The 16,730-nt window shown below is 64.6% G+C and carries 12 protein-coding genes and 1 pseudogene; 6 read left to right on the top strand and 7 right to left on the bottom strand.

What is annotated here, in order from left to right; translation table 11 throughout:
* Window positions 1-20 precede the first annotated feature (20 nt).
* Window positions 21-2,675, bottom strand: a complete 2,655-nt coding sequence (locus tag BM052_RS03990; protein ID WP_091143501.1) for a TonB-dependent receptor — start codon at window positions 2,673-2,675, stop codon at window positions 21-23.
* Between the two features lie 249 nt (window positions 2,676-2,924).
* Between BM052_RS03990 and galA the strand changes: the two genes are divergently transcribed.
* Together galA and BM052_RS03980 are read left to right on the top strand one after the other, a co-directional pair.
* Window positions 2,925-5,396 carry a beta-galactosidase GalA gene (gene galA, locus BM052_RS03985; protein WP_091143499.1) on the top strand — a complete coding sequence of 824 codons (2,472 nt, stop codon included), beginning with the start codon at window positions 2,925-2,927 and terminating at the stop codon, window positions 5,394-5,396.
* Window positions 5,397-5,418: 22 nt separating this feature from the next.
* Window positions 5,419-6,579 carry a glycoside hydrolase family 53 protein gene (locus BM052_RS03980; protein ID WP_091143496.1) on the top strand — a complete coding sequence of 387 codons (1,161 nt, stop codon included), beginning with the start codon at window positions 5,419-5,421 and terminating at the stop codon, window positions 6,577-6,579.
* Here the strand turns inward: BM052_RS03980 and BM052_RS03975 are convergent.
* The 3 genes from BM052_RS03975 to BM052_RS03965 are packed head-to-tail and all read right to left on the bottom strand — an operon-like array spanning window position 6,554 to window position 9,635.
* Window positions 6,554-7,180 carry a 2-dehydro-3-deoxy-6-phosphogalactonate aldolase gene (locus tag BM052_RS03975; protein ID WP_091143494.1) on the bottom strand — a complete coding sequence of 209 codons (627 nt, stop codon included), beginning with the start codon at window positions 7,178-7,180 and terminating at the stop codon, window positions 6,554-6,556. The two genes, BM052_RS03980 and BM052_RS03975, sit on opposite strands and share 26 nt — an antisense overlap.
* Window positions 7,177-8,040 (bottom strand): 2-dehydro-3-deoxygalactonokinase, encoded by an 864-nt coding sequence (locus BM052_RS03970; RefSeq protein ID WP_091143492.1) that lies wholly within the window; start codon window positions 8,038-8,040, stop codon window positions 7,177-7,179. Before BM052_RS03970 ends, BM052_RS03975 begins: the two co-directional genes overlap by 4 nt.
* A complete protein-coding gene (locus BM052_RS03965) occupies window positions 8,040-9,635 on the bottom strand; it encodes a sodium/sugar symporter (RefSeq protein ID WP_091143489.1) in 1,596 nt (531 codons plus the stop codon). The genes BM052_RS03970 and BM052_RS03965 overlap by 1 nt, the downstream gene beginning before the upstream one ends.
* A 124-nt stretch (window positions 9,636-9,759) precedes the next feature.
* Between BM052_RS03965 and BM052_RS03960 the strand changes: the two genes are divergently transcribed.
* The gene (locus BM052_RS03960; RefSeq protein WP_091143486.1) at window positions 9,760-10,476 is read left to right on the top strand and encodes a FadR/GntR family transcriptional regulator; all 717 of its coding nucleotides are present in this window, start codon (window positions 9,760-9,762) and stop codon (window positions 10,474-10,476) included.
* Window positions 10,477-10,500: 24 nt separating this feature from the next.
* Here the strand turns inward: BM052_RS03960 and BM052_RS03955 are convergent, their stop codons facing one another.
* Complete coding sequence (locus tag BM052_RS03955) at window positions 10,501-12,300, bottom strand: IlvD/Edd family dehydratase (protein ID WP_091143485.1); 1,800 nt, start codon at window positions 12,298-12,300, stop codon at window positions 10,501-10,503.
* An 85-nt stretch (window positions 12,301-12,385) separates the two neighbouring features.
* On the opposite strand from BM052_RS03955, the gene BM052_RS03950 reads away from it, so the two are divergent.
* Complete coding sequence (locus BM052_RS03950; RefSeq protein ID WP_091143482.1) at window positions 12,386-13,360, top strand: Gfo/Idh/MocA family protein; 975 nt, start codon at window positions 12,386-12,388, stop codon at window positions 13,358-13,360.
* Entirely contained in the window at window positions 13,357-14,223 is an 867-nt protein-coding gene (locus tag BM052_RS03945; protein ID WP_091143480.1) for an SMP-30/gluconolactonase/LRE family protein, read from the top strand. Before BM052_RS03950 ends, BM052_RS03945 begins: the two co-directional genes overlap by 4 nt.
* Before the next feature lie 84 nt (window positions 14,224-14,307).
* Here the strand turns inward: BM052_RS03945 and BM052_RS19820 are convergent.
* A pseudogene (locus BM052_RS19820) lies at window positions 14,308-14,423 on the bottom strand (transposase); the annotation flags it as partial.
* Between the two features lie 97 nt (window positions 14,424-14,520).
* Window positions 14,521-15,057: a TetR/AcrR family transcriptional regulator gene (locus BM052_RS03940; protein WP_255405945.1), complete on the bottom strand. Its 537-nt coding sequence runs from the start codon at window positions 15,055-15,057 to the stop codon at window positions 14,521-14,523.
* Between the two features lie 172 nt (window positions 15,058-15,229).
* Here BM052_RS03940 and BM052_RS03935 point away from each other — a divergent pair, with 172 nt between their 5' ends.
* Window positions 15,230-16,519, top strand: coding sequence for a cytochrome P450 (locus tag BM052_RS03935; protein ID WP_091143475.1), 1,290 nt, complete (start codon window positions 15,230-15,232; stop codon window positions 16,517-16,519).
* Window positions 16,520-16,730 lie beyond the last annotated feature (211 nt).

Here is a 16,730-nt window from a genome sequence, read left to right as displayed (position 1 = left end):
CCCCTTCCTGTGCTTGACGATCAATACTTGATGGTGAGGTCCATCAGATAGCTTCGCCCATATTTCTCGAAGCGGGCAAGCTGTTGTGGGTCGTTGTTCCAATAGAAGCGCGCGGCCTGGTTGGTGAGGTTGTTGGCCTGCAGTCGCACGGTGACGTTCTTGACCACTTCGTAGGAAATACTCGCGCCCAGAGTGGTTTCGGATTCAAGCCGGGTGAGTTGCGAGGCGTCCCAGCCGTAGATCACGGTGAACGGGGTGTGGTGCTTCAATGCGACGCGTGCGTCGAGGCCGGCGTGCGAATACCATAGGTCCACCTCGCCGGTGAACTTGGCAAGACCCACCGCGTTGAACGGATTGCTGGCGGGCGCCAGTTCCTTGATATTCGAATCGACCAGCGCGACATTCGAATAGACGCCGAAGTTTTCCAGCCCCGGAATGAACGAGAACGGCATCTGGAAGGTCGCCTCAGCGCCCAGGATGTGTCCGCCCGGGCCATTGGCCGGCCCGGTGATCGTATAGGTGGTGCCGTTGATCTCTTGGGGGAACGAGGTGTAGCCGATGTTGGTATCGACCTTCTTGTAGTAGCCCGCGACCGCCAGCAGCGCGTCCTTGCCGAAATACCATTCGAGCGAGAGGTCGCCCTGGGTCGCCATGAACGGTTTGAGGTTCGGGTTGCCGCCGGAGCCGGCAAGGTAGCTGGGCGGATAATAGGACAGCGATCGCGAGGCGCGCAGTTCGTCGAGCGGCGGGCGCGAGATCACCCGCGCTACCCCGGCGCGCAGCTTCACCTGCTCGGTCAGGTCAAAATTGACGTTGAGGCTGGGCAGTGCCCGGAAATAATGGGCGTATGCCACGACTGGCGAATAGCTCGTGACGTTTTGCGTACCGTCCCAATAGGTCAGGCCCTGGTTCGCATAGGAATGGGTATCGACCGAGACGAACCGGACGCCCAGGTTGCCGGTGAACGGAACCGCCCCCATGCTGCCGGCGAAATCGGCCTTGATATAACCTTCGAAATCGTCCTCGCGCACCCGCCAGTACCGCGAGGGATCTTCGGCGGGCGTGCCAAAGGTCAGGGCATAGGCCGCAATGTCCTCGAAGCTGCCGTAGAGAAGATTGGGCGCGATGAAGCCGCCGCTGCCGTTGACGCTGAATCCGCTCAGCATGATCGAGGGAATGTAAACCCCCGACCCGGTGTTGGTCGATACCGAGGAAGTGGATGCATGGAAGCTCTTGACTCGGTTGGAATAGCGCAGGCCCGCGCCAAAGCCGGTGAAGAAGCCGTCCGCCAGGTTGTGATAGATGTCGATCTGACCCGCGCCGAGCGTATCGTTCAGATACTGCGGGCCATCGCTGAGGCCCGGGTAATAGCTGGGAACGGTTTGCGCGGCGGGATCGGCCGGATCGTTGCTGGTCGTGACCGACGGTGCATGGCCCGCGCCGGTGGAGAAGCTGGTGCTCGCCGGATAGGTTTCGGTCGTCACCGCCTGCCAGATGTTGTGGCGGCGCGCGCGCGAATAGGACCCGTCGAACTTTACGGTCCAGTCATCGTCGCTGTACTTGGCGTTGAACCCGGTCGCGAGCAGGCTCTTGTCCTCGGTGTAGCGGGCAAGGACATTGGTCACCGAGGAATAGTTGTTGAGATCGGCGGCGACGATGTCACTGCCTATCAGCGTGTAGCTGCCATTCTGGTAGATGTCGCCGGGCGCACCGATCGTGCCGCCCCAGTCGCCCCATCCGTTGGAGCGGCCATACCACTGCTGGAACTGGTGCTCGTCGATCTTGACGTTCGAATAGAGGAAATCGAGATTTACATCCCAGCGGTCGTCGGGCTTCCACTGCAGCGCGCCGGTGGCGCTCCAGCGGGTTTCCGTCAGTGCCTTGACTTCGGTCTGCGCTCCCCACGGCGCGTTGATCGGATTTCCGTCCAGGGTCGGCGGGTTGCCGGTATCGGGGGTGTTGTAGCCCCAGCCCTGGAACGAGGGATACCCGTTCTTCTGCTTCTGATAAGTACCGCCAACCAGCAGCCCCAGCGTATCGGAGAGCTTGGCGACATACTGCGCGCTGCCGCGCATGCCCCAGCCCGAATAGTTGGGGATGTCCTTGCCGCCATCGTTGTAGAGCGCACCGCCGCGCACGGTCAGCGCCGGGCCCGAGTAGTCGAGCGGGTGGTTGGTCTGGATGTCGATCGTCGCGGCGACGCCGCCGGCAATCAGGTCGGCCGATTGCGACTTGTAGACCGTGACCGCCGAGACGATTTCCGAGGGATATATCTCCCAGCGCACATTGCGGTCCGGCTCGGACGAGGCGACTTCGCGCCCGTTGACCAGCCCCAGCACGAGACGCGGCCCCAGGCCGCGCACCACCGCCTGGCTGGCATTGCCGCGATCGCGCGTGGCGGTGACGCCCGGCAGGCGCGCCAGCTCGTCGGCGATGGTGACATCCGGAAGCGCGCCGATGTCCTTGGAGGAAATCGTCTCGACGACATTGGCCGACGCGCGCTTGGCTTGCAGGGCGTCGCGCAGCGAGGCGCGGATGCCGGTGACGGTGATGACATCGGCATCGCTGCCGTCGCTCACCGACGTTTCGGTAGATTGCGCATGGACCGGCACGCTCGCCGCCGCAATGGCAAGCACGCTGGTGAATGAGATTGCGGCAAAGGCGCCAAGTCGCATCGATCCCTCCCTGGTAGTCCGATCGTTATTTATCATATTTAATATGGCGACAGCCTTCAAGCGTCAAGCCGAATTGCCCATGCGGAGCGAGCGGCGCTCGTTCTATTTTTATGACACTGATAAATATATATATTTTTGAATTTTGCAGGTAATCCCGCTCGGAAGCCCGTGGGCAAGTCAGCCGGACTTGCATGCGGTGCCGAGTCTGCCATAATTATACGATAAGAATGGATGTCTCGGGTGAATGGTATGATCGGCTTCGAATTGGATAGGCGCACGCTGCTCAAGAACAGCGCAGTGGCTGCGGGCGCGGGCTCAGTCGCGCTGCGGGCCGACAAGGTGTTGGCATCCGAAGCCTCGCCTGCCCGCATGCGCCTGCTGCTTGACCGGGGGTGGCGTTTCCATCTCGGCCATGCCGCTGACACCGCCCTTGATTTCGGCTTTGGCAAAGACCAGCGGACTTATGCCAAGGCAGGCACGGTAACCGCGGCACAGAGCGGATTCGATGAATCGGGCTGGACGGAAATCCGCGTACCGCATGACTGGGCATACAGCCTACCATTCGCGCCGCCGCGCTCGCCGCCTCCCGAGGATCAGCGCGATGCCGCCGCCGCGCATGGATTTCGCGCCATCGGCCGCGCCTTTCCCGAAAATAGCGTGGGCTGGTATCGCCGCAAGCTCGAGCTCCCCAAAAACCGGCCCGCAGGCCGCGTCTGGCTCGAGTTCGACGGCGTATTCCGCGACACGCTGGTGATGGTCAACGGCTACATCGTTGCCGAGGAAACGTCCGGCTACGCTCCGTTCGTTGTCGATGTGACCGACTTTCTCAACACCGATGGCAGTCCGGACCAGCTTGCGCTGCGGGTCGAAGTCTCGCTCGGCGAGGGCTGGTTCTACGAAGGCGCGGGGATCTATCGGGACGTGCATCTTGTGGTTGCCTCGCAGGTGCACATCGCGCCATGGAGCGTGCAGGCGATCGCGACGCCCGGCGGCGGTGCGGCAAATCTGAAGGTCTGCGCGAGCGTCAGCAACACCGGCACCGGGCCGGCCAAAGTAGAGCTGCGCCAGTCAGTGCGCGATGCCGAGGGGCGAACGGTAGCGCTGTTGCCGCCGTGCACCGCTGCGATCGAACCTGGCGCCGAGGCGCGGCTCGAAACCACAGGCGCCATCGCCGCGCCGCGTCTATGGTCGCCGACCACCCCGGCGCTCTACGTGCTGGTGAGCGAGTTGCATGGCCCCGACGGCTTGCTCGACTCGGTCGCGACGCGCTTCGGTGTGCGCGACGTGCGCTTCGACCCTGAACGCGGCATGCTGCTCAACGGCGTGCCGGTGAAGCTGCTCGGCGTGTGCAATCATCATGACCACGCCGGAACCGGAACCGCGATCCCGCCCGCGCTCGAACGCTGGCGGATAGCGCGGATGCAGGAGATGGGGGCCAACGCCTGGCGCGTCGCGCACAATCCGCCGTCCAGCACCTTTCTCGATGCCTGCGACGAGATGGGCATGATGGTGATCGACGAGCTGCGGCTCAACACCACTTCGGAACAAGGGATCGACGAGCTTGATCGCATCGTACGGCGCGATCGCAACCATCCGAGCGTGATCCTGTGGTCGATCGGCAACGAGGAGCCGCAGCAGGGCACCGAACGTGGCAAGCTGATCTCGCAGCATCTGGCCGACGCGGTCCGCAGGCGCGATCCGACCCGCGCCATCACCCAGGCCTTCGACAACAGTTTCGACAAGGGCGCGGTCGAGGCAGTCGATGTGGTCGGCTTCAACTACCGCACCAGCCAGATCCCCGACTGGCATAGGCGCTTCCCCGACCGGCCGGTGATCGGGACCGAGACGGGCTCGACCGTTTCCACCCGGGGCGCCTATTTCAATGACAACGCCGCGCATGTGCTGCGCGCCTACGATACCGAGCATCCATGGTGGGCGACCACCGCCGAGGAATGGTGGACCATCGTTGCCGATGCGCCCTACATCGCCGGCGGCTTTATCTGGACCGGCTTCGATTACCACGGCGAGCCCACGCCGTTCCCCGAATGGCCGAGCGTGTCGAGCTATTTCGGCGCCGCCGATATCTGCGGCTTTCCCAAGGACAACTTCTGGTACTACCGCGCCTGGTGGCGGCGCGAGGAGCCGCTCATCCATCTTTTTCCACACTGGAACTGGGCCGGGCGCGAGGGGCAGCCGGTCGAGGTCTGGGTCCATTCCAACTGCGATGCGGTGGAACTGTTCGCGAATGGCGTGTCGCAGGGACGCAAGGCCGTGGTGCTTAACCGTCACCTGGCCTGGCAAGTACCGTACGAGCCGGGCGAGATCAGCGCCAAGGGCTGGCGCGGCGGGCGATTGGTGGCGAATGCGCGGCGCCGTACGACCGGCGCGCCGGCCGCGCTTGCGCTTGGTGTGGATCGCAAGCGCCTGCTCGCCGACGGGCGCGATGCGGCCGTGCTGACCGTGAGCGCTCGCGATGCCAAGGGGCTCGAGGTGCCGACGGCCAACCTGCCGTTTTCGGTCAGCCTCGACGGGCCCGGTCGTCTGATCGCAACCGGCAACGGCGATCCGCTCGCCAAGGGCACCGGCCCGCAGCCCACTGCGCTGTTCAACGGGCTCGCGCAGCTTATCGTCCAGTCGGAGGCGGGCCCGGGCACGGTGACGGTGCGGGTCGACGCACCGGGCCTGAAACCGGCAACGACAGCCCTTTTCGTCCTGGCATGACCGTCGTCAAGGATCGGTGATTATGAACCTGCGCGCCCTTGCCCTGCCATTAGCCGCCGTTCTCGCGGCTGCACCCGTCGCCAGCCATGGGACCCAGTCCGGCAATGGCCGTGCCGATGGCCTCTATCTTGGCGCCGACCTGTCGTTCGCGAACGAGATGGAGGATTGCGGCGCGATCTATCGCAGCCACGGCAAACGCACCGATCCTTTCACCGTGCTCAAGCAGGCGGGCGGCAATCTGGTGCGGGTGCGGCTGTGGAACAACCCCACCTGGACGAACTACAGCAACCTTGCCGATGTCGAGAAAACCATTCGCCGCGCCCGTTCGGCCGGGCTGCAGGTGCTGCTCGACTTTCACTATTCGGACGATTGGGCGGATGGCGAAAAGCAGCTGGTTCCCGCCGCCTGGGCCGGGATGGATACCGACCAGCAGGCAAAGGCGCTCTATCAGTTCACCTTCGATACGCTGCGCAAGCTCGACGGCGAAGGGCTGATGCCCGAGATGGTGCAGGTTGGCAACGAGACCAACCCGGAACTGATGGGCGGCAGGAAGGAGCAGCCGATCGACTGGAAGCGCAATGCCGCGCTGCTCAATGCGGGGGTCAAGGCCGTGCGCGATGCCGGCCGGCTTTCGGCGATCAGGCCCAAGGTCATGCTCCACATCGCCCAGCCCGAGAATGTCGAGCCGTGGTTCGATGATGCGACCGTGGCCGGCGTGCTCGACTACGACATCATCGGCATCAGCTATTATCGCAAGTGGTCGGTCGAAAGCCTTGCCCAACTCGGCGCGACGATCGCGCGGGTTGGCGCGCGCTACCAAGCGCAGGTCATGGTCGTGGAGACGGCCTACCCCTTCACCTTCGAAGGAGCCGATTCATCGCCCAACCTGCTGGGCGATCCTTCGGTGCTGCTCCCGCAATATCCGGCGACTCCCGAAGGCCAGCGCGACTATATGATCGCGCTGACCCAGACCGTGGTCGACAACGGCGGGATCGGGGTCAACTACTGGGCGCCCGACTGGCTATCGACCAAGTGCAAGACCCGCTGGGGCACGGGAACGAACTGGGAAAACGCTGCCTGGTTCAGCCTCCGTCGCCATGAGGTACTGCCGGTGGTGCAGTTCCTCGAGCGCGACTATCGGCCCGCAACGAAGGCAATCATCCCTTCTCCAGCGCCGCGATGAAGCCCCGCGCCGCCGCGCTGACATCGGCAGCAGGCATCCTGGGCTTGTAGAGCGCTGAGCCAAGCCCGAAGCCGTTCGCGCCGGCTGCCAGCCAAGGCGCCATGCCCTCGGGCACGATTCCGCCCACGGCCAGCACCGGCAAGGCCTTGGGCAGCACCGCGCGTTGCGCCTTGAGCACGGCGGGGCTGGCGGCTTCGGCCGGGAACAGCTTGAGCGCGCTCGCTCCGGCATTGAACGCCGCGAATGCCTCCGAGGGAGTGAAATAGCCGGGCATCGAGACCAGTCCGGCCGCGACGCTAGCGGCGATGACCGCGACGTCGGTGTTGGGCGAAATCGCGATTCCTCCGCCGGCATCGCGCAGCCGCGCCACGTCGCCCACTGTAAGCACCGTGCCCGCGCCCACCAACGCGCGGCCTTCCAGCCGCCGCGCCAGCCTTTCGATGCTGTCGAAGGGATCGGGCGAATTGAGCGGCACCTCGATGATCGTGAAGCCGGCATCGACGAGCGTTTCGCCGATGGCCTCAACTTCGGTGGGCCTTACGCCCCGCAGGATCGCGACCAGCGGGCAGCGCGTAAAGGCATCGGCGAATGCAAGGGTCATCGGCTCAACTCCCGGATGCGCACGATCCCCGCGACGAAGGCATCGTGACTGTCGATCATTACTGCTTGGCTGCCCAGTTCCATGAGCGCGGCGGAATAGAGCGCGCCGAGGGCGGGATCTGCAAGGAGGTGCACCGGCCCGCGCGCCGCATGGGCGCGACAATCCGCACCGATCAGCAGGCCGCTGACAAAGGACGCGATTTCCTCGCACGGGCGCAGGTTGAGCAAGGCTGCGGGACGCACCGAGAACAGCGACGCGAGCAGGTCGTTGCGCCGCGACTCCCCGACGCCTTCGCGGAAGGCATGACCGGCATGCACGACGCCGGTCATTTCCTGCCCGATCAGGGCATGAGCCTTGAGCAGCGCGAACATCTCGCCGGTCATCGCGGTGACAAAATCGGTGAGCGCGCCGCGTTCGAGCCGCGCCCACTTGCAATGCGTGCCCGGCTGGCAAAGTTGCGCGTCGGGCGGAACCAGCCCGGCGGCCGCAGCGCCAAGCAATTGCACCTCCTCGCCGCGCATGACCTCGCCGCGAGCGCCCTCGATCCGCGACACGCCAGGAACGATTGCCGTGCGCGCGTCGATCCGCTTGAGCCCGCCAGCGAGATCTTCCAGACGTGCCGGAGCGGAAACATAACCCGCATCGTGCCAGCCACGGTTCGATCCGATCATCCCGGCGAGCAGCATCGGCAGGTCGCCGTGCCGTGCGCGCAGCAGTGCGATCTCGTCCGCGAAAGTGCCGGCCGGGACGGCAACGATGCCCCTGTCGTCACGCACGTTGCTGCGAACGATGCCCTGCTCGATCCGGTAGACGCGGCGGTTGGTGGTGCCCCAGTCGACCGCAAGGAAGGAGTCGGTCATCACCAGAACCAGGTGTAAAGCGCCGCGAGGATCACCACCACCCCGATCGCGGAGAGGTTGAAACCGCGGGTGGTGTGGAACGAGACGCCGGCCATCACGATCCGATTGCTGGCGGCCGGCGCGGGCCGTGCGAGCGAAACGACCACTGCCAGGGCCAGTGAGGCGAGGAAGACCAGGCCCATCCGGTCCATGAACGGCACCTCGTTGAGCACGGTGCTGCCGCCCCAGGCGGCGGGCCACCAGAACAGCAGGCTGAGAATCACCGAGGCGAGCGCGCCGGCGAGCGCGCCGGCTTCGGTCGCGCGCGGCCAGAACAGGCCGAGCAGGAAGATGATGGTGATGCCCGGCGTGACGAAGCCGGAGAACTCCTGGATATACTGGAACGCCTGGTCGAGGCTGCCCAGCAGCGGGCGCGCGGTCAGGATGGCGATGACAATGGCGACGCTTGCCGCGATCCGGCCGACGCGCACCAGGTGCCGCTCGCCAAGCGGCGCGCCCTTGCGGAACTTGGCATAGACGTCGAGCGTGAAGATCGTCGCGATCGAATTGATTTTGGACGCGGTCGAGGCGATGATCGCGGCGACCAGCGCGGCGAAGACCAGGCCCAGCAGTCCGGGTGGCAGCAGCTCCATCATCGTCGGGTAGGCCTCGTCGGGCTTGGCGAGACCGGGGGCCAGCACCACCGCGGCGATCCCCGGAAGGACAATGATGATCGGCATGACCAGCTTGAGGAAGGCGGCGAAGACTATGCCCTTCTGCGCCTCGCCGATGCTCTTGGCGGCCAGCGCGCGCTGGATGATGTACTGGTTGAAGCCCCAGTATGAGAGATTGGCGATCCACATTCCGCCGATCAGCACAGACAGCCCCGGCAGGTCCTTGTAGTGCGGATCGCCAGCCTTGAGGATCATGTGGAAATGGTCGGGCGCGCGGTGCACCAGCGTTGCGAAGCCCGCCGCGATTCCCCCGCCCGCGCCGATCTTGTCGAGCGTCAGCGCGGCGATGATGAGACCTCCCATGACCAGCAACGAGACCTGGACGATGTCGGTCAGCGCCACCGCCTTGAGTCCGCCGCGCAACTGGTAGAGCAGGGCGAACAGCCCAAGCACCGTCAGCGCCACGTCCTGGTTGATCCCGGCCACCTTGGTCACCGCGATCGAACCCAGCCAGATGATCGACGTGAGGTTGACGAAAACGTAAAGCGCCAGCCAGAACAGTGCCATCACGGTGCGGATCGTGGTTCCGAAGCGCTGCTCAAGGAACTGCGGCATGGTACTGATGCCGTTTTCGAGGAAGATCGGCAGGAACCATTTGCCGACGATCAGCAAGGTTGCCGCCGCCATCCATTCGTAGGAGGCGATCGCGAGGCCGATCGCATAGCCCGAGCCCGACATGCCGACGATCTGTTCGGCCGAGATGTTGGCCGCAATCAGCGAGGCGCCGATCGCCCACCACGGCAGGTTGCGCGAGGCGAGGAAATAGTCCGACGTGTTCTTTTCGTGCCCGGGTTTTTCCCGCGACACGAATTGCGCCAGCGCGAAAATCGCAAGCGCGTATATTGCGACGACGACCACGTCGATTGTTGCCAATCCGCTCACCCCAAAACTCCCGTCATGCACCCCGGCTTTAGAACAGCACGATTTATATGATAAATTGACAATGTCCAGTCGGGCAAATTAGGGCGTGAGTGACAGAGGCATAACGATGCTGCAAAGGGGAGCGATGGAAAGCACGGCTATTGAGCTTGAGGGGCAGGCGGGCGACGCCAAGCGCAACCTGACGCAGGGCATGCTGGACGCGCTGGGCAAGGCAATCGTGACTGGCCGCTATGACATGCGTCCCTTCCCCACCGAGGCCGAGATCGCCCGCGCCTACGGAGTCAGCCGCTCGGTGACGCGCGAGGCGGTGAAGATGCTCACCGCCAAGGGGCTGGTCCAGGCCAAGCCGCGGCAGGGCACCAGGGTCCAGCCGTTCCAGGCGTGGAACCTGTTCGACCCCGATGTGCTGCGCTGGTTGCTCGAACGCAAGTTTTCGATCGAGGTACTGCGGCACTTCACCCAGCTGCGACGCGGGATTGAGCCGGAGGCCGCCGCACTCGCCGCCACCGCTCGCGACGGGGCCGCGATCGATACGGTCTACCGCGAACTCGAGCGGATGCGCGCCGCCGAGCGCGGCGAGGACGATCCGCTCGCCGCCGACATCGCCTTTCACCTGGCGATCCTGTCCGCCTCGGGCAATCCCTTCTTCCTTCAATTCTCCAGAGTCGTCGCCACCGCGCTGACCACTTCGATCCGCTTCACCAACCGGATCAAGGGCCATACCGCCAGCATTGCCGAGCACCGCGACGTCGCCGATGCGATCGAGGCGCGCGACCCGGAGCGCGCACGCGCCTGCGCGGCGCTGCTGATCGATAATGTGCTCGATTTGGTCGACGGGTAACGACCACGGGCGTGGCCCCGCAGGTCAATGGCTGTCGCGGGGCAGGCCGATGTGGGCGATGCGCTGGTACTTGACCGCGGATTCGATCACTGCGCCGGTGGCGAGCTGACCGACAGTCTGGCGATGCAGTTCCTGCCACGGCGTCTGTGATGGAGGGAGGGAAAAGCCCGATTCCGCCAGCGCCTCGCGCCGTGCCGCCAGTTCGGCCTCATCGATCAGCACATCGACCCGTCGCGCACCGAGATCGACGCGCACACGATCCCCATCGCGCAGCAGCGCCAGACCGCCGCCCGCCGCCGCCTCGGGCGAGGCATTCAGGATGGAGGGGCTTCCGGAGGTGCCCGACTGGCGGCCATCACCGATGCACGGCAGATCGTGGATTCCCGAACGGATCAATCCGGCGGGTGGGCGCATGTTGACCACTTCGGCGCTGCCCGGATAGCCGATCGGCCCGGTGCCGCGCATCACCAGGATCGTACTGGCGTCGATCCCGGTCGCCGGATCGTCGATCCGTGCGTGATAGTCCTCTGGGCCATCAAATACCACGACCTTGCCTTCGAACGCGCGGGGCTGCTCCGGATCGGACAGATAACGCGCTGCAAAATCGTCCGAAATCACCGAGAGTTTCATCACCGCCGCGTCGAACAGGTTACCCGAGAGCACGGTGATCCCGGCAGCTTGCCTGAGCGGATCGGACATGGGACGGATTACCTCGCGGTCGCGCGTCGCGCACGGGTTCACGTTGTCGCGCACCGTTGCTCCGCTCGCGGTCAGGGCATCACCGTCGAGCAGCCCGGCGCGCAGCAGTTCACCCATCACCGCCGGAACACCGCCCGCGCGATAATAATCCTCGCCCAGGTATTCGCCGGCCGGTTGGAGGTTGACCAGCAGCGGAATATCGCGGCCGTGCTGCTCCCAGTCGGCGAGCGTCAGTTCGACCCCGGCGTGGCGGGCGATGGCGTTGAGATGGATCGGCGCGTTGGTCGAGCCGCCGATTGCCGAATTGACCCGAATCGCGTTGAGGAAGGCAGGACGGGTGAGAATGTCCGACGGTTTGCGGTCGGCCCAAACCATTTCGACGATGGTCCGCCCGGTTTCCCAGGCGCACTGCTGGCGGTCGCGGTAAGGCGCGGGAATCGCCGCCGAACCGGGCAGCGACATGCCCAGCGCTTCGGTCAGCGAATTCATCGTCGTCGCCGTGCCCATGGTGTTGCAGTATCCGGTCGAGGGGGCCGAGGAGGCGACCATCTCGATGAAGCCCTTCTGATCGATTTCTCCGGCCGCCAGCAACTGGCGCGCGTGCCACACGATCGTCCCGGAGCCGACCCGCTTGCCTTCGTGCCAGCCATTGAGCATCGGCCCGACCGACAGCGCGATTGCCGGGATATCGACGGTGGCAGCCGCCATCAGCGCGGCGGGCGTAGTCTTGTCGCAGCCGATGGTCAGCACCACGCCGTCAATCGGATAGCCGAACAGCACTTCGACCAGGCTGAGGTACGAGAGGTTGCGGTCGAGCCCGGCGGTCGGACGCTTGCCGGTTTCCTGGATGGGATGAGTCGGAAATTCGATCGCGATCCCGCCGGCTTCACGAATGCCGTCGCGCACGCGCTCGGCCAGGACAAGGTGGTGGCGGTTGCAGGGCGACAGGTCACTGCCGGTCTGGGCGATGCCGATGATCGGACGGTCCGACTGCAGTTCTTCGAGGCTCAATCCGAAATTGAGATAGCGTTCGATGTAGAGCGCCGTCATGTCCGGATTCCCCGGCTCGTCGAACCAGGCGCGACTGCGCAGCCGCCGACTTGCATCAGGTGAGCTTCTGGTCATTCGTGTCCTCTTCTATCCCGGCGCGGATTGCCAAGCCGCCAGATGATCGTTATCGCCAATTTATATGATAAATAGAGGTGCCGGGATGACAAGGCAAGGACAGAACCGGATCGCGATCATCGGACTGGGTAAAATTGCACGCGACCAACACCTGCCGGCGATCCTGGCCGACGGCCGGTTCGACCTGGTGGCGACGGTCGATCCGGTCCATGCCCTGCCCGACGTTCCTGCCTTTGCGTCGATCGACGTGCTGGCATCGCATGGCCCGGCGCTCGATGCGGTGGCGATCTGCACTCCGCCCGGCGTACGCGCCGACCTTGCCCGGCGCGCGATCGCTGCCGGGTGGCACGTTATGCTCGAAAAGCCGCCGGCGACCACGAGTGCCGAAGCGCAAGGATTGATCGAACAGGCCGACAAGGCCGGAGTCACGCTCTACGCGGCCTGGCATTCGCGCATGGCAGGCGGAGTCACGCTCGCCCGCGACTGGCTGGCGGATCGTCAGGTCACCGGGCTTTCGATCACCTGGCACGAAGACATCCGCTGCTGGCACCCGGGCCAGGACTGGCTGCTTGCCGAGGGCGGATTTGGCGTATTCGATCCGGCGATCAATGCCTTCTCCATCGTGACGGCCATTCTTCCGGGCCCGCTGAGAATAGCCGCCGCGCACCTGACGGTGCCGGCCGGCAGGCAGGCGCCGGTCGCCGCCGAGATCATGCTCGACTATGCCGGTGCGCCCGGCCGGGCGAGCCTCGATTTCCTTCACGCGGGAGAGCCGCGCTGGGATATTGCGGTCGAGACCACGCAAGGTTCGTTGGTGCTGGGGTGCGGGGGCCACCGGCTTGAAGTGGAAGGCGGCGCGACCGATTTCGACCGTGCCGAATACTCGTACCTCTACCGGGCATTCGCGGACCTGATCGACCGCGGGAGCAGCGATGCGGATCTGGCGCCGCTGAGGCTGATCGAAGCGTCGCTGCAGGTCGCCACCAGGGCCTCGGGACCGGCGTTCGACTGGAACCCGCTGCCGCAGGCCGACATCGCCGAAAGGCTGTCCGCGCCATGAGCATCGTGCCCGAAGTCGCCTGGCGATTGGAATGCCTGCTCGGCGAAGGACCGGTATGGTTCGCCGCCGACCAGTCGCTTCGCTTCGTCGACATCAAGCAGGGTCATATTCATCGTTTCGATCCCGCGACCGGCACGGGGGAATCGGTGAATGCCGGAGGGAAGCCGGGATTTATCGTGCCGGCGGCAAACGGTACGGCTGTGGTCGGTGATGGCCATCGCCTGTACCGCCTGGACGGCACCGGACCCGGCGAAACCTTGGCCGAAGTGGATATGCCTCGCCACAATCGCATCAACGACGGCACGCTCAGTCCCGACGGAGTCCTGTGGTTCGGCACGATGGACGATGAGGAGAATCTTCCCACCGGATCGATCTTCCGATTTGTCGGCACCCAGATCCGACCCACCGCGTTGCGGGCGGTGGTTACCAATGGGCCCGCGTTCAGTCCCGACGGCAAGGTTCTCTACGTTGCCGACTCAGGCTCGCGGCGCATCTGGCGCTTCGATCCCGGCGAAGACCCGATGCTCGAACGCGGCGAACCCTTCATCGAACTGAACGCGGCCGAAGGCTATCCTGATGGCGTGGTCACCGATGCCGAGGGCTGCCTGTGGGTGGGGCTGTGGGACGGATGGGGGGTGCGCCGCTATTCGCCACAGGGCGAGGTCATGCTGCACGTTGCGCTACCTTGCGCACGGGTGACCAAGCTTGCGTTCGGAGGTCCTGACCTCACCACCGCCTTCGTGACCACTGCTCGGATCGGCCTCGACTCGAACGCGCTCGCTGGACAGCCATTGGCCGGCAGCCTGTTTCAATTCGACGCGCCCGTGCGAGGATGGGTCGCAGCATCCTGCCAGCCGGACTGACTGTGCCCAGGCAAGCGCGAATTGCGCCCGAAGTCGGCTCATGGATCAGTCCGAGGAGCCGGAGAATGACGGTTGTGTCTATAGCTTTTCCTTTGCCCATTCGTCGCCCTGTTCCACGGGGATGGCGCCGATGAGGGCGTGATCGCGGCCTCGTTCGGAAAGATGCGGACGACTTCGGTGCGGCGCTTGGTCTCGCCGCTTCTTTTGCTTGATGTGGGCACCATTGATGGGCCGACATGCGAATCATATCAGAAATAGACACTAATTGAGATCGTTAGATCGCTGATTGGATTCCCGCTATCTTTCGATCGGGCCTCGCGACGCGATGGAGGTTGTTACGAGGCGATGGATGATGTCGGCAATGGGATCGGGCGGCCAGGCGTCTTTTTCCTGTCGTAGCCACCAGGAGATCGTTTCCACGATCAGGCTGGTCGTGCAAATCGTGCCCAGCTCGCTCGGCAGCCAGCTGTCCGGATTCGCCGCGCCCGTGACCTGCCGTGTATAGCGCAGCCACTCCGCGCGCATGGTCGCGCCGGCGCCGCCGTTGAGCAGGACCGACCAGAGCACTCGGTGGTCCTCGACATAGCGGCAAAGCACCAGGATCGCGCGGCGATCATCGCCCGATTCCTTGATCGGCATGGTCAGTTCGACCAGCCGCGCCATCTGGTCGGCGGCGACATGGTCGAGCAGCGCTTCCTTGCTGGCGTGGTGGCGGAAGAACGTCGCATAATGGACGCCCGCCTCGGCGCAGATGTCGCGCACCGTGATCTGTTCGAATGCCCGGCGTTCGAGCAGCCGCAACAGCGCCTCGCGCAGCGCAGTGCCCGAACGCACCGCGCGCGCGTCCTTCGGGCTTGACCCGCACTCTCCCGACAGACTATGCGACATGGTATCGCACAAATCCGGATCTGGTGTCGTCCTTGCGTTCATCGTTGCAGTGAAAGCAGCAGCATGGCCTTGATGGCAAGCCAATTGACAAACCGGACGATGCAATCGGAGCAGGGACATGCAGGCACTGGCTGAGCGCGACTACTACACGGACTACGAGGTCCTGAGGAATCCTTACGGCTATTTCGACGCGGTCCGTGAGAAGGGCCCGATCTACAAGCCGGAAGGGCAGGACTACTATGTCGTCACCGGCTTCGAAGAGGCGCTGGCCATCATGCGCAACCATGATGCCTTCTCGGCAATCATCAACCTGCAAGGTGCCGGCTCGCCGCTGCCCTTCACCCCCGACGGCCCCGATATCAACGACCAGATCGCCGCCCACCGCCAGCACTTCGTCGGCTGGGACCTGGTTTCCAACATGGACGATGATCGCCACACCAAATTGCGTGCGCTCATAAATACGCTGTTCGTCCCGTCGCGCCTGAAGGCGAGCGAGGAATTCATCAACCGCTATTGCGGCGAGATGGTGGGCAAGGCGGTCGCCGAGGGCAAGGTTGAGCTGATGAGCGAGATCGCCACGCCGTTCGTGACGATGGTGGTGGCGGATCTGCTGGGGGTGCCGATGGAGGACCGCAAGGTCTTCATGGACGCCATCGCCGCGGCGCCCCCGCCGGGCAGCATCGACGGCAAGGTGACGGGCGATCCGGCGCACAGCCCCTTCACGATCATGGCCAAGTACTTCTGGGGCTATATCGCCGACCGGCGCGCCAATCCGCAGGACGACATCCTTACCGAATTCGCCTTTGCCAAGTATAACGACGGCACGATCCCCGAGGCGCACGATCTCGTCCAGCTCGGCATGTTCATGTTCGGCGCGGGCCAGGATACCAGTGCCAAGCTGCTGGGAACCGCGGTCAAGTTCCTTATCGCCCAGCCCGAGCTGCAGGACCGGCTGCGCGCTGACCTCACGCTGATCCCGGCGTTCCTCGAGGAGGTGCTGCGCCTCGAAGGATCGACCAAGCAGGAGGGCCGGCTCGCGCGCAAGGACGCCACGGTGGGCGGCGTCCATATCCCGGCGGGATCGAAGATCATGATCGCCATTGCCGGGGCCAACCGCGATCCGCGCCGCTGGGAAAACCCGAACGAGCTGAGGATCGGTCGCCCCAAGATCGCCGAACACGTGGCTTTCGGGCGCGGCAAGCACACCTGTGCCGGAGCCCCGCTGGCGCGCGCCGAAGTGCGGATCATCATGGAGAAACTCCTGGCGTCGACCTCCAATATCGACATTGACCGCGATCGGCATCCCAATGGCGTGGCCGACCTGACGTATGACGAGAGCTTTATCATCCACGGCCTGACGGCGCTGCACCTGAGGCTGACCCCGCCGACCGGCACTTCTCCTTCATAGGCAGCGCGCGCCTTTCCGCCACCGATCCGCGGTATTCCCGGCCTTGTACCAAGTCACCGATCGGAACTCCTGTTCCCTTCGTCATTGCGAGCCACCGAAGGCGGCGCGGCAATGACGAAAGCAAGGGAACAGGAGTTCCGATCAATCAGATTTGGTAGAAGGGAAAAGCTGAGTCTCTCTCCACGAGACCGGGTATTATCCGGCTCGTGAA

Origin of the sequence: Novosphingobium sp. CF614 (assembly GCF_900113255.1) — a bacterium.
Classification (GTDB): domain Bacteria; phylum Pseudomonadota; class Alphaproteobacteria; order Sphingomonadales; family Sphingomonadaceae; genus Novosphingobium.
Note: the sequence above shows the minus strand (reverse complement) of the source record. Positions and strands in the feature narration are given on the sequence as shown.

Excerpts from the sequence above, each read along its gene's own strand:
- BM052_RS03990 (WP_091143501.1), bottom strand. The coding sequence starts at position 2,675 with ATGCGACTTGGCGCCTTTGCCGCAATCTCATTCACCAGCGTGCTTGCC.
- galA (WP_091143499.1), top strand. The coding sequence starts at position 2,925 with ATGATCGGCTTCGAATTGGATAGGCGCACGCTGCTCAAGAACAGCGCA.
- BM052_RS03980 (WP_091143496.1), top strand. The coding sequence starts at position 5,419 with ATGAACCTGCGCGCCCTTGCCCTGCCATTAGCCGCCGTTCTCGCGGCT.
- BM052_RS03975 (WP_091143494.1), bottom strand. The coding sequence starts at position 7,180 with ATGACCCTTGCATTCGCCGATGCCTTTACGCGCTGCCCGCTGGTCGCG.
- BM052_RS03970 (WP_091143492.1), bottom strand. The coding sequence starts at position 8,040 with ATGACCGACTCCTTCCTTGCGGTCGACTGGGGCACCACCAACCGCCGC.
- BM052_RS03960 (WP_091143486.1), top strand. The coding sequence starts at position 9,760 with ATGGAAAGCACGGCTATTGAGCTTGAGGGGCAGGCGGGCGACGCCAAG.
- BM052_RS03955 (WP_091143485.1), bottom strand. The coding sequence starts at position 12,300 with ATGACCAGAAGCTCACCTGATGCAAGTCGGCGGCTGCGCAGTCGCGCC.
- BM052_RS03950 (WP_091143482.1), top strand. The coding sequence starts at position 12,386 with ATGACAAGGCAAGGACAGAACCGGATCGCGATCATCGGACTGGGTAAA.
- BM052_RS03945 (WP_091143480.1), top strand. The coding sequence starts at position 13,357 with ATGAGCATCGTGCCCGAAGTCGCCTGGCGATTGGAATGCCTGCTCGGC.
- BM052_RS03935 (WP_091143475.1), top strand. The coding sequence starts at position 15,230 with ATGCAGGCACTGGCTGAGCGCGACTACTACACGGACTACGAGGTCCTG.